We start from the raw sequence: 12,726 nt of genomic DNA on the forward strand, positions 1-12,726 counted from the left end.
TTGCCGGGGGCATCGCTATCGATGGCAAGCCAGCGCCTACATTGCGATGCGTTCCCCTGCAGATGTCGGCTTGCCGCCGATAGCGATCCAAAGCCCCCTATTGAGACTGGATAATGCTCAACCGCTCGCCTACCACCATCTCGGTAATCCAGTCCACCAGGATCGAGGTGTAGGCCTGCTGGGACACTGGATCGCTAAGGGAGTGATCCGCGCCATCGATGATGCGGTGAGTCAGCGAGTGCGTCTGCTGGCAGGCCGCGCGGTAGCTCATGATGGTCGCATGGGGCACATGGTCGTCGGTTTCCGATTCGACGATCAGCACATCCCCGGTGAATTGCGCGCAGGCATGCAGCGCGCGATTGGTCTCAGCGTGGACCAGCGTGCTGCGGTAATCCATCAGGTCGGCCTTGTCCAAATCGCGCTTGGGCTTGAGCCATTCCTGATCGCGATACAGCGCCGGCACACGCAGCGCCAGCCAGCGCACCGGGCGCAACGAGGTCAGAATCGCCGCCAGGTAACCGCCGTAGCTGGTGCCCACCACCGCCACTGCGGAGGTGTCGATGGCCGGGTGCGAGAGCAGCCGGTCATAGGCTGCCAGCAGGTCGCGCAGGTTGTCTTCGCGGGTGACGCGCGACAACGGGATACCGGTGCCGGCATGCCCCCGCAGGTCGAAGGTCAGGCACACGCAGCCGAGGCCGGCGATGCCTTTGGCACGCTCCAGGTCGCGCTCCTGGCTACCGCCCCAGCCGTGCACAAACAACACGCCCGGCACTTTGGATTTGGGGCTCAGGAAGGTGGCGCTCATCTGTTCGTCGTCGATATCGATCGCAATGCTTTCGCTTCTAGCCGTCATAAGATTTAACCGTCACATACTTGAGAAGAAACTCGCTGTTTTCCGCCGGGCCGCGGTACACCTCGATGGCATCGGCGGGCAGCGCCTGGTCCACGTAGGTTTCCACCGAGGACACCCGGATCGCGCGCAGGCCGGGGTGGTTGATGAAGCTTTGCAACGCCGCGACTTCCGCGCTGCTGGCCCCGCCCATGCGCCAGGATTGTTCGAGCACGCCACTACGGCGCTGGCCGTCACTGTCCAGGCCCTGGGCGATGTCGTAGTTGCGCCGCGAGGCATAGAAGCCAGGGTAGGCCTCATCGGCGGCCGCGTCGAAAACCTGTGCTTGTTCGATGGCTTGGCGCACGTCGTCCGGCAGCGCGAGGGCGAGCAGCTTTTCGTAGTCGCCCGGCACCACGATTAAATCGGAACCGCCGTACACCTCTTCGCCGTGTGCGTCTTGTGTCAGGAACTGCTCGCCGCAATAACTGAGCACGTGCTCGCCAATAAAGCTCTGGCCCACGCTGTGGGTGATGACGTCGTGCAAGTCCTGCTCCAGCACCACGCCGCTCTCAAACATTTGCGCGGCGTTCGGTCGCGCCAGCACCGCATCGAACGCGTCGAGACTGCGGATCACTTCCTGGCCACGTCCGGCGCAGGCATGTACCGGTTTCAAGCGAATCGGGCCGCTGTAGAGCAAGCGTGTCGCGGCTTCGCGTGCATCCTGCAGGGCAAATACGCTGAGGCCGTCGAGCACGACGTCGCGTACCCGCTCGCAGAACAATGGCGACCAGCCGGGTGGGGTCACCGCATCCGGGCCCAAAATGCCATGGCTGATGGCTTTGGTGCAGATGATGTCGTGATCCACATAGCCGCCCCACAGGTCTTCGGGGCCGTTGACGTTCAGCGCGCGGGCCTGGGCCGCGCCGACCAGGGTTTGCGTGGGCAACAGGTAGAGGGCTCGGTCGGCGTGCTGGTCGGGGTCATAGCTGCCGCCGAACTTCAGCCCGAGGATCTGCGCCAGCCAGCGCGCCAGCGCACGATTGGTTTCCACCTCATGCTGTGGCGCACCCTCCCGCGTGGAGTGGGCAACCACGAGTTTCTTGCGATTCTTCGGGGTCATGCGTCCCCCTTGGCCTTCCCGCCATGTGTGTGGTGGGAAGGTTGCAGGGATCAGGCCAAGGCGGTTTCAAGGAGGATGCGAGTGAAATCAACCGGTTGTCGAAAAAGCGATGGCAGTTAGCCTGTTTGATTCTGCACGACGCCGCCTTGAAGCTGCGGCGTTCTGCACGATTCACACGCCGAAACGGTTGCGATAATCGCTGGGGGCCAGGCCAGTGATCTTCTTGAAGATGGCTCGAAATGCACTGGGGTCCTGGTAGCCCACGGTCCAGGCGATATGGTCGATGGTGCCGTTGGTGAATTCCAGCATCTGCCGCGCTTTGCCGACGCGCAGGTGCTGGCAGTATTCGGTGGGTTTCAAGCCGGTGGCGGCGCGAAACCGCCGCAGGAAGGTGCGTTCTTCCAGGCCCGCCTCCTGCGCCATCGCCGCCACCGACACGTCCACTGCGCCACTGGCTTGCAGCCAATGCTGAACCTTGAGGATCGCGCTGTCGCCGTGCCCCAGGATCGGCGCAAAGTTGCTGCCGCATTGGCTGGCGCTGTCACTGTGCTCGATCACCAGGAAGCGCGCGGTACCGGCGGCGATGCTCGGGCCCATCAGGCGATCGACCAGGCGCAGGCCCAGTTCGGACCAGGCCATCAGCCCGGCAGTGGTGATCAGGTCGCCGTCATCGACGATAGGTTTATCGGCCTCCAGGCGCACCGCCGGATACCGTGTGGCGAAGGCACTGGCGGAGGACCAATGGGTGGTGGCGCTGCGCCCGTCCAACAGGCCGCTGCGCGCCAGCATGATTGAGCCGATGCACACACCGCCGAGCACAGTGCCCACCGCATGTTGCTGGCGAATCCACTCGAGCAGCGCGGGCGGTGCCTGTTCTTCGCTGAACTCACCGATTGAAGGCGGCACCAGCAGGGCCATCATCGGTTGCCCGGGGCCGGGGTGAGTGTCGAATACCCGCGCAGGCGTGCCATGGGCATCCACCTGCCAGTGGCTGACCCGCAGCAACGGCAGTTGCGCGGATTGATGCTCGGCAGCAATCCGGTTGGCCACCCCGAACAAATCGGTCAGGCCGTGGACAGCCGCCAGCTGTGCACCGTGGTAGATCAACACGCCCAGCTCCACAACCGCCATTGTCAGTTTTCCCCCTGTTATTGTCGGTGCAGCCAATCCCGCGCGCCGGCGCCAGCTAACATACTGGCCCCATCAACCCATCACGAGGCAACACCCATGGCCAAGCAAGCGCTCATCCTAATCGATATCCAGAACGACTACTTCCCCCAGGGCAAGTGGCCGCTCGACGGCGTGGAAGCCGCGGCAGACAAGGCCGCGCAGGTGCTCCAGGCCTTTCGCCAGGCGGGCGATGCGGTGATTCATGTGCGCCATGAATTTACCTCGGATGACGCGCCCTTCTTCACCCCGGGCTCCGAGGGCGCTTATTTGCACCCCAAGGTGCTGAATGAGGGCAGCGAGCCGGTGGTGCTCAAACATTTCGTCAATGCGTTTCGCGAGACCAACCTGCGCGCACTGCTGGAACAACGCAGCATCACGGAGTTGGTGGTGGTCGGCAGCATGAGCCATATGTGCATTGATGCGGTGGTGCGAGCGGCGGCGGACCTGGGCTACAAGGTCACACTGATCCATGACGCCTGCGCCACGCGGGACCTGGAATTCAATGGCAAGGTGATCCCGGCGGCGCACGTGCATGACACCTACATGGCATCGTTGGCGTTTGGTTATGCCGGCGTGGTGTCGGCACAGGAGTATTTGCAGGCACAAGCGGCGGCCGCGTAACCGCCACTCGTGTGGAGCGCCTCAGCGCGTGGCGATGATGAACAGGCGCGGAAATGGCAGCAACACGGTGCCATCGTTCAGGGCTGGGTAAGCCTGGGTAATTCGCGCCTGATATTCACGTAGGAAGGCGGCCTTTTCTTCGTCGGTCAACGGCGCCAGAAACGGCCGCAACGCCGAGGCCTTGAACCACTCCACCACAGCCGCGTGGTCGGCCAGTGGATGCAGGTACGTGGTGCGCCACACGTCCACGGTGCTGTGCTTGCTCAGCAACTCGTAATAGTAGTTCGCGCTGTGCCGCTCATTGTGTTTGACCGCACCGATCCTGGCCGCCCATGGGCAGTCGGCAGCCACCTCGCGGGCCAGCCGGTGGGCGGGTTCGTCGAGGTTGTCCGGTGTCTGCACGGCCAGCGTGCCGCCGGGCGTCAGTTGGTTGACCAGATGCGGGTAGAGCGTGGCGTGGTCGGGCAGCCACTGCAGGGAGGCGTTGGCCAGGATCACATCGTAAGCCTGTGCAGGGCGCCAGGCACCGATATCCGCCAGTTCGAAGCTCAACGCCGGCAGCCGTTTGCGGGCATCGACCAGCATGTCATCGGAGCTGTCCATGCCCGTGACGTGCGCCTGCGGGAAGCGCTCGGCGAGTACTTCGGTGGAATTGCCGGGGCCGCAGCCCAGGTCAACGGCGTTGCGCACCTCAGTATTCGGAATGGCCGCGACCAGGTCACGGACAGGACGAGTGCGCTGCTGTTCGAACATCGTGTACTGCTTGGCTGACCAGGTCATCACGGCTTTCCTTCTTTTTGAGGTTGGCTACAGCCTAATTCTTGTGAGCCATGAGAACAAATGCCAGGATTGGCTACCTCCCATACCTCAAAAGTATTCCTATGCTGGAGCTTCGCCAACTCAAAGCCTTCGTGGCCATTGCCGAAGAAGGCTACATCACCCGGGCGGCGCAACGCCTGGGCATGCAGCAGCCACCGTTGACGCGCTTGCTGCAAAGCCTTGAAGCCGAATTGGACGTGGTGCTGATGGAACGCCTGCCACGCGGCGTGCGGCCGACCCCGGCCGGGTTGGCCCTGCTGGATGAAGCACGCGAGGTGCTGGCGCGCGTCGACGGTGTCGCCGATGTCGTGCGTCGCGCCGCTCGGGGAGAACGCGGGCGCCTGGCCATCGGCTTTACCAGCTCAGCGGCCTTGCACCCGTTTGTGCCGAGTGTGTTGCGACTGTTTCGGGAAACCTTCGTGGGAGTCTCGGTCGTACTGGAGGAAGCCGGAACCGGCGAACTGCTGGACGCGCTGGCGCATGAGAAACTCGACGCGGCGTTTATCCGCTCACCGCTCAGCGGCACGCAATCATTGCAGGACGAGCCGATCCTGGTGGAGCCGATGTTGCTGGCGCTGCCGACCGATCATCCGTTGGCGATCGACTTTGACATCCCCCTGCCCTTGTCTGCGCTGGCCACCGAGTCTTTCGTGCTCTATCGCCGTCGTGTCGGACTGGGGTTATTTGACGCAATCCTGGTAGCCTGCCGTGAAGCGGGGTTCAGTCCGCAGGTGGTCCAGGAAGCCCCGCGCATGACCGCCACGTTGAGCCTGGTGGCTGCGGGCCTTGGGGTGTCCATCGTGCCGGCCTCGATGCAGCGCCTGCGCGGGGATGGCATCGTCTACCGGGAGTTGAGCGATTGCCGCAGCCTGGTAGCGCCCTTGCATCTGGCGACGCGGGTGGGTGATGGCTCGGCAGTGCTGCAACGCTTCAAGGAAATGGTGGTGCGAGCGGCCTCGACAGACGCCTGACAAACGGCAATAAAAAACCCCCGAGGCTTGCGCCGTCGGGGGTTTTGCTCGTTCCGGTGGTTAAACCTTAGAACGGGATATCATCGTCAAAGCTGTCGAAATCCGGCGCAGGCTGCGGCGCGGCCTGTTGTGGCGCTGGACGCGACTCACGCTGTGGCTGCTGGCTTGGCTGCGGACGCGACTGTTGTGGACGCGGTGCCGAGTTGGACATGCCGCCCTGGCCCTGTTGGTCGCCCTGTGGACGGCCGCCCAGCAGTTGCATGGTGCCTTGCATGTCGACCACGATTTCGGTGGTGTAACGCTTGATGCCGTCTTTTTCCCACTCGCGGGTCTGCAGCTTGCCTTCGATGTAGACCTGCGAACCTTTGCGCAGGTACTCACCGGCGATCTCGGCGACCTTGCCGAACATCGATACGCGGTGCCATTCGGTTTTCTCGACCTTCTGGCCGGTCTGCTTGTCGGTCCACTGTTCGCTGGTCGCCAGACTCAGGTTGGTCACGGCGTTACCGTTAGGCAAGTAGCGAACTTCGGGATCCTGGCCGCATGTACCGACCAATATGACTTTGTTAACCCCACGGGCCATAACGTTCTCCTAGGCTGGGCGCGCTGTCGGCACTGGGTTGACCAGTTGCTCGAGCGTCGCGCGATCCAATAATTCGGTGTCCAGTTTGATGTAAATGGCCGCCTCTTCAGCGACCACGACTGCATCTGTTACCCCTACGACGGCCTTCAGGCGCTCTACCAGACCGCTTTCACGGATCGCCTCTGGCGACAGCGGCAAACGCAGACTTGTGACGTAGGGAGGTTCGCGCATGGTAACAGCAAAGGCCAGCCAAAGTGCAGCCAGCCCGGCGCATCCGAGGAACACAACCGACAAACCGCCATGCTGGAACATCCAGCCGCCCATGATGCCGCCCAGTGCGGAACCCAGGAACTGGCTGGTGGAATACACCCCCATCGCAGTGCCCTTGCCCCCGGCCGGTGAAACTTTACTGATCAGCGACGGCAGCGAGGCCTCCAGCAGGTTGAACGCGGTGAAGAACACCACCGTGCCGATTACCAGTGCCCGCAGGCTGTCGCCGAACTGCCAAAAGAATAGCTCAGTGAGCATCAGCGTCGTGACGGCGCCGAGCAAAACTCGTTTCATTTTGCGTTTCTTCTCGCCGTAGATGATGAACGGGATCATGGCGAAGAACGAAACCAGCAGCGCTGTCAGGTAGACCCACCAGTGCTGCTCCTTGGGCAGACCGGCTTTTTCCACCAGTGCGAGAGGCAAGGCGACGAAGCTGCACATCAGCATCGCGTGCAATACGAAGATACCTAAATCCAGGCGCAACAGGTCCGGGTGCTTGAGCGTCGGTAACAACGCCTTGCGCGCGACACCCGATTCACGGTGCTGCAGGGTGCCGGTGGACCGCGGCACCATAAAGGCCACGATCACGATACCGAACAACGCCATGCCGCCAGTGGCCAGGAACAGCCCGTGCAAACCGAAGGCACGCGTGAGCAAGGGGCCGACCACCATCGCCACGGCGAAGGACAGACCGATGGTCATGCCGATCATGGCCATGGCCTTGGTGCGGTGTTGCTCGCGGGTCAGGTCCGACAACAGCGCCATGACAGCGGCGGAAATTGCCCCGGCGCCTTGCAGGATTCGTCCGGCGATCACGCCCCAGATCGAATCGGACTGGGCCGCGAGCACACTGCCGAGGGCGAACACGATCAGCCCCAGGTAAATCACCGGACGACGGCCGATGCGGTCGGAAATGATCCCGAAAGGAATCTGGAAAATTGCCTGGGTCAGGCCATAGGCGCCAATCGCCAGGCCGATCAATGCGGGGGTCGCGCCTGCGAGGTCCATCCCATAGGTCGCCAGCACCGGCAACACCATGAACATGCCAAGCATACGGAAGGCGAACACCAGGGCCAGACCGCTTGCTGCTCGGGTCTCGCCGCTACTCATGCGTTCGCTGTGGGGATCGTGCATGGAAAAACCTCGTGTGAACCGGCGGCGATTCTACCAGTCCCATCGATTGAGAGGGTATATGCGGCGGTTTGCCGCGCAGCTTTCATGTAAGGCTGCAAGCGGCCTTTTGACAGTGTATATTCATCCAGTCTTTAGCCGTATACTCCGGCATTATTTACGCCCGCCGTGCGAGGCCATCTTGGACAAGATCCTGATTCGTGGGGCTAGAACCCACAACCTGAAGAACATCGACCTGACCCTGCCCCGGGACAAACTGATCGTCATCACCGGCCTGTCCGGCTCCGGCAAATCGTCCCTGGCGTTCGACACGCTGTATGCCGAAGGCCAGCGCCGCTATGTGGAGTCGCTGTCGGCCTACGCCCGCCAGTTCCTGTCGATGATGGAAAAGCCAGACGTCGACACCATTGAAGGCCTGTCGCCGGCGATCTCCATCGAACAGAAGTCGACCTCCCATAACCCACGCTCCACTGTGGGCACCATTACCGAAATCTACGACTACCTGCGCCTGCTCTACGCGCGAGTAGGTATTCCACGCTGCCCGGACCACGACATTCCGCTGGAGGCCCAGACCGTCAGCCAGATGGTCGACCTGGTGCTGGCGCAGCCGGAAGGCGCCAAGCTGATGCTGCTGGCACCGGTGATTCGCGAGCGCAAGGGTGAACACCTTTCGGTCTTCGAAGAGCTGCGTGCGCAAGGTTTTGTACGCGCGCGCATCAATGGCAAGCTCTATGAGCTGGACGAAGCGCCCAAGCTCGACAAGCAGAAGAAGCACTCGATCGATGTGGTGGTCGACCGCTTCAAAGTGCGCGCCGACCTGCAGCAGCGTTTGGCGGAGTCGTTCGAGACCGCGCTGAAGCTGGCCGATGGCATCGCCCTGGTCGCGCCGATGGACGACGAGCCAGGCGAAGAGATCATCTTCTCCGCGCGCTTCGCCTGCCCGATCTGTGGCCACGCCATCAGCGAGCTGGAACCCAAGCTGTTTTCCTTCAACAACCCGGCCGGCGCCTGCCCCACCTGTGATGGCCTGGGTGTGAAGCAATTCTTCGACATCAAGCGCCTGGTGAATGGCGAACTGACACTGGCGGAGGGGGCGATACGCGGCTGGGACAGGCGCAACGTCTATTACTTCCAGATGCTCGGGTCGTTGGCCTCCCACTATAAGTTCAGTCTTGAAGTGCCCTTCAACCAACTGCCGGCCGACCAGCAGAAGGTCATTCTCAACGGCAGTGGTTCGCAGAACGTCGACTTCAAGTACCTGAACGACCGTGGCGACATCGTCAAGCGCTCGCACCCGTTCGAAGGCATCGTGCCGAACCTGGAACGCCGTTACCGCGAGACCGAGTCGGCAAGCGTGCGCGAGGAGCTGGCGAAATTCCTCAGCACCCAGCCGTGCCCGGATTGCCGTGGCACGCGCCTGCGCCGTGAGGCCCGGCATGTTTGGGTCGGCGAGAAGACCCTGCCGGCGGTGACCAACCTGCCAATCGGCGATGCCTGTGAATACTTTGGCGTACTGAAGCTGACCGGACGCCGCGGGGAAATTGCCGACAAGATCCTCAAGGAAATCCGCGAGCGCCTGCAGTTCCTGGTTAACGTGGGCCTGGACTACCTGTCGCTGGATCGCAGCGCCGATACCTTGTCCGGCGGTGAGGCCCAGCGGATTCGACTGGCCAGCCAGATCGGTGCAGGCCTCGTGGGCGTGCTGTATATCCTTGATGAACCGTCGATTGGCCTGCATCAGCGCGACAACGACCGCCTCCTGGGTACGCTGAAGCACCTGCGGGATATCGGCAACACGGTGATCGTGGTCGAGCACGATGAAGACGCGATCCGCCTGGCGGATTATGTCGTCGACATTGGCCCGGGTGCGGGTGTGCATGGCGGACATATCGTCGCTGAAGGCACACCTGCCGAAGTCATGGCCCACCCGGACTCGCTGACCGGCAAATACTTATCTGGCCGCGTGAAGATTGAAGTGCCGGCCAAGCGCACTCCGCGCAACAAGAAGCTCGCGCTGCACCTCAAGGGAGCGCGTGGCAACAACCTGCGCAACGTGGACCTGGAAATCCCCTTGGGCCTGCTGACCTGCGTGACCGGCGTGTCCGGCTCGGGCAAGTCGACGCTGATCAACAACACGCTGTTCCCGCTGAGTGCCACCGCCCTGAATGGCGCGACTACGCTGGAAGCTGCGGCGCACGACAGCATCAAGGGTCTGGAACACCTGGACAAGGTGGTCGATATCGACCAGAGCCCGATTGGCCGTACACCGCGCTCCAACCCGGCAACCTACACCGGGCTGTTCACGCCGATTCGCGAGCTGTTCGCCGGTGTACCGGAGTCCCGCTCGCGGGGCTACGGGCCGGGCCGGTTCTCGTTCAACGTCAAGGGTGGGCGCTGCGAGGCCTGCCAGGGCGATGGCTTGATCAAGGTCGAGATGCACTTCCTGCCGGACATCTACGTGCCATGCGATGTGTGCAAGAGCAAGCGCTACAACCGCGAAACCCTGGAGATCAAATACAAGGGCAAGAGCATCCACGAAACCCTCGAGATGACCATCGAGGAAGCCCGGGTGTTCTTCGACGCCGTCCCGGCGTTGGCGCGCAAGCTGCAGACACTGATGGATGTGGGCCTGTCGTATATCAAGCTGGGGCAATCGGCGACCACCCTGTCCGGCGGTGAAGCGCAGCGGGTGAAGTTGTCGCGCGAGCTGTCCAAGCGCGATACAGGCAAGACCTTGTATATCCTCGATGAGCCAACCACCGGCCTGCACTTCGCGGATATCCAGCAACTGCTGGACGTGCTGCACCGCCTGCGGGACCACGGCAACACCGTGGTAGTGATCGAGCACAACCTGGATGTGATCAAGACCGCCGACTGGCTGGTAGACCTGGGGCCGGAAGGCGGCTCCAAGGGCGGCCAGATCATTGCAGTGGGGACGCCGGAGCAGGTCTCCGAGATGCCACAGTCCCACACCGGTTACTACTTGAAACCGCTGCTGGCGCGCGATCGGGCCTGACCTTCCCGGGCTCAATAAAAAGCCCCTGTCACTTCAAGATGACAGGGGCTTTTTTGTAGCCGGAAATCAGAACTGCGATTGCAGGTAGTTCTCCAGGCCGATCAGCTTGATCAGGCCAAGCTGTTTTTCCAGCCAGTAGGTGTGATCTTCTTCAGTATCGTTCAACTGCACCCGCAGGATTTCCCGAGTGACGTAGTCGTTGTGCTGCTCGCAAAGCTCGATGCCTTTGCAGAGGGCGGCACGGACCTTGTACTCGAGGCGAAGATCGGCAGCGAGCATGTCAGGCACCGTGGTGCCCACATCCAGATCGTCGGGCCGCATACGTGGCGTGCCTTCGAGCATCAGGATACGGCGCATCAGAGCGTCGGCGTGCTGTGCCTCTTCTTCCATTTCGTGGTTGATACGCTCGTAGAGCTCGGTAAAGCCCCAGTCTTCGTACATACGCGAGTGGATGAAATATTGGTCACGAGCTGCCAGTTCGCCCGTCAGCAACGTGTTGAGGTAATCGATTACGTCGGGGTGACCTTGCATCGCCCTACATCTCCCTGCTTGAAAGCCTGTAGTTTGAACCATGCTGACCTATAGGTCACGGGATCAACGGCAGAAAAGTGAAGATTTCCGGAGAAAAGTAGCTGAAATAACGCAAAAACCGCCCAAATGAGGGCGGTTCTGCTTATCGTTTAGAGTTAGTTAAGCGATACACCCAGTGCCTTTGCGATTGCTTCTCCATAAGCAGGGTCTGCCTTGTAGAAGTGCTGCAATTGACGCTGAACCACATCGCTGGAAACCCCGGACATTGCACCGGCGATGTTACTGGTGAGCAATGCTTTCTGCTCATCATTCATCAGGCGGAACAGCGCACCTGCATGGCTGTAGTAATCGGTGTCTTCGCGGTGATCGTAGCGATCCGCGGCACCGCTCAGCGCCAGGGCAGGCTCAGCGTACTGCGGCGCTTGCTTCGGTGCGTCACTGTAGCTGTTAGGCTCATAGTTGGGCGCCGCACCACCGTTGCTGCCGAATGCCATCGAGCCGTCACGCTGGTAGCTATTTACCGGGCTACGCGGGGCATTCACCGGCAGTTGCTGGTGATTCGTGCCGACGCGGTAGCGGTGGGCATCTGCGTACGCGAACACACGCCCCTGCAGCATGCGGTCTGGCGACAAGCCAACACCTGGCACCATGTTGCTCGGACCGAACGCAGCTTGTTCCACTTCGGCGAAATAGTTCTGCGGATTGCGATTAAGCTCCAGCTCACCCACTTCGATCAGCGGAAACTCTTTCTGCGACCAGGTCTTGGTTACGTCGAAAGGGTTCTCATAGTGAGCGTTTGCCTGGGCTTCAGTCATGATCTGGATGCAGACGCGCCATTTCGGGAAATCACCGCGCTCGATTGCACCGAACAAGTCGCGCTGGGCGTAATCAGGATCGGTACCGGCCAGGCGTGCAGCCTCGGCAGGCGCCAGGTTCTTGATGCCTTGCTTGGTCTTGTAGTGCCACTTCACCCAGTGACGCTCGCCCTTGGCGTTGATCAGGCTGTAGGTATGGCTGCCGAAGCCGTGCATGTGACGGTAGCCATCGGGGATGCCACGGTCCGAAAACAGGATGGTGACCTGGTGCAGCGCCTCAGGGGAGTGCGACCAGAAGTCCCACATCATCTGCGCGCTTTTCAAGTTGCTTTGCGGCAGACGTTTCTGGGTGTGGATGAAGTCAGGGAACTTCAATGGATCACGAATGAAGAATACCGGCGTGTTGTTACCCACGATGTCCCAGTTGCCTTCTTCGGTGTAGAACTTCAGGGCGAAACCACGCGGATCGCGCTCAGTGTCAGCCGAACCACGCTCGCCGCCTACCGTCGAAAACCGCAGGAAGGTTGGGGTTTGCTTGCCAATAGACTCGAACAGTTTGGCACTGGTGTATTGAGTAATGTCTTTTGTCACGGTGAATGTACCGTAAGCACCCGAGCCTTTGGCGTGTACGCGACGCTCAGGGATGTTCTCACGGTTGAAATGGGCAAGCTTCTCGATCAGGTGAAAGTCGTCAAGAAGCAGCGGGCCACGAGGGCCGGCGGAACGGGAATTCTGGTTATCCGCAACGGGCGCGCCACTGGCAGTAGTAAGGATTTTGTTCTGGCTCATGCTCAATTTTCCTCAGGTCGGACTTGGAACTGCCGGCTATCGGCTTGGAGGAAGTATC

11 protein-coding genes are annotated in these 12,726 nt (G+C 61.4%); 3 read left to right on the forward strand and 8 right to left on the reverse strand.

Going from position 1 to position 12,726, the window contains the following annotated elements; all coding sequences use genetic code 11:
* Positions 1–97: 97 nt before the first annotated feature.
* The 3 genes from AC07OJ_RS29545 to AC07OJ_RS29555 all read right to left on the reverse strand — a co-directional run bounded on the left by AC07OJ_RS29545 (position 98) and on the right by AC07OJ_RS29555 (position 3,083).
* Complete coding sequence (locus AC07OJ_RS29545; protein ID WP_016969461.1) at positions 98–853, reverse strand: alpha/beta hydrolase family protein; 756 nt, start codon at positions 851–853, stop codon at positions 98–100.
* A complete protein-coding gene (locus AC07OJ_RS29550; protein ID WP_495095726.1) occupies positions 843–1,952 on the reverse strand; it encodes a DUF3182 family protein in 1,110 nt (369 codons plus the stop codon). The genes AC07OJ_RS29545 and AC07OJ_RS29550 overlap by 11 nt, the downstream gene beginning before the upstream one ends.
* A 171-nt stretch (positions 1,953–2,123) precedes the next feature.
* The gene (locus tag AC07OJ_RS29555; RefSeq protein WP_262134423.1) at positions 2,124–3,083 is read right to left on the reverse strand and encodes a GlxA family transcriptional regulator; all 960 of its coding nucleotides are present in this window, start codon (positions 3,081–3,083) and stop codon (positions 2,124–2,126) included.
* Between the two features lie 96 nt (positions 3,084–3,179).
* On the opposite strand from AC07OJ_RS29555, the gene AC07OJ_RS29560 reads away from it, so the two are divergent.
* Entirely contained in the window at positions 3,180–3,743 is a 564-nt protein-coding gene (locus AC07OJ_RS29560) for a cysteine hydrolase family protein (protein WP_106802497.1), read from the forward strand.
* A 21-nt stretch (positions 3,744–3,764) separates the two neighbouring features.
* Here AC07OJ_RS29560 and tam read toward each other — a convergent pair whose 3' ends face one another.
* Entirely contained in the window at positions 3,765–4,523 is a 759-nt protein-coding gene (tam, locus tag AC07OJ_RS29565) for a trans-aconitate 2-methyltransferase (RefSeq protein WP_495095727.1), read from the reverse strand.
* Positions 4,524–4,624: 101 nt separating this feature from the next.
* On the opposite strand from tam, the gene AC07OJ_RS29570 reads away from it, so the two are divergent.
* Entirely contained in the window at positions 4,625–5,533 is a 909-nt protein-coding gene (locus AC07OJ_RS29570) for a LysR family transcriptional regulator (RefSeq protein WP_495095728.1), read from the forward strand.
* A 67-nt stretch (positions 5,534–5,600) separates the two neighbouring features.
* Here the strand turns inward: AC07OJ_RS29570 and AC07OJ_RS29575 are convergent, their stop codons facing one another.
* Positions 5,601–6,116 (reverse strand): single-stranded DNA-binding protein, encoded by a 516-nt coding sequence (locus AC07OJ_RS29575; RefSeq protein WP_003232445.1) that lies wholly within the window; start codon positions 6,114–6,116, stop codon positions 5,601–5,603.
* 9 nt (positions 6,117–6,125) lie between these two features.
* Positions 6,126–7,520 (reverse strand): MFS transporter, encoded by a 1,395-nt coding sequence (locus AC07OJ_RS29580; RefSeq protein ID WP_065909934.1) that lies wholly within the window; start codon positions 7,518–7,520, stop codon positions 6,126–6,128.
* 178 nt (positions 7,521–7,698) lie between these two features.
* On the opposite strand from AC07OJ_RS29580, the gene uvrA reads away from it, so the two are divergent.
* Positions 7,699–10,533: an excinuclease ABC subunit UvrA gene (uvrA, locus tag AC07OJ_RS29585; protein WP_106802493.1), complete on the forward strand. Its 2,835-nt coding sequence runs from the start codon at positions 7,699–7,701 to the stop codon at positions 10,531–10,533.
* Positions 10,534–10,599: 66 nt separating this feature from the next.
* On the opposite strand, the gene bfr is transcribed toward uvrA, so the two are convergent.
* Positions 10,600–11,064 (reverse strand): bacterioferritin, encoded by a 465-nt coding sequence (gene bfr, locus AC07OJ_RS29590; RefSeq protein WP_003176400.1) that lies wholly within the window; start codon positions 11,062–11,064, stop codon positions 10,600–10,602.
* Positions 11,065–11,219: 155 nt separating this feature from the next.
* On the reverse strand, positions 11,220–12,668 hold the full coding sequence (locus tag AC07OJ_RS29595) for a catalase (RefSeq protein ID WP_065909929.1): 1,449 nt from the start codon (positions 12,666–12,668) through the stop codon (positions 11,220–11,222).
* Positions 12,669–12,726: the final 58 nt, after the last annotated feature.

This window comes from Pseudomonas sp. GW821-FHT09C08, from assembly GCF_059418125.1.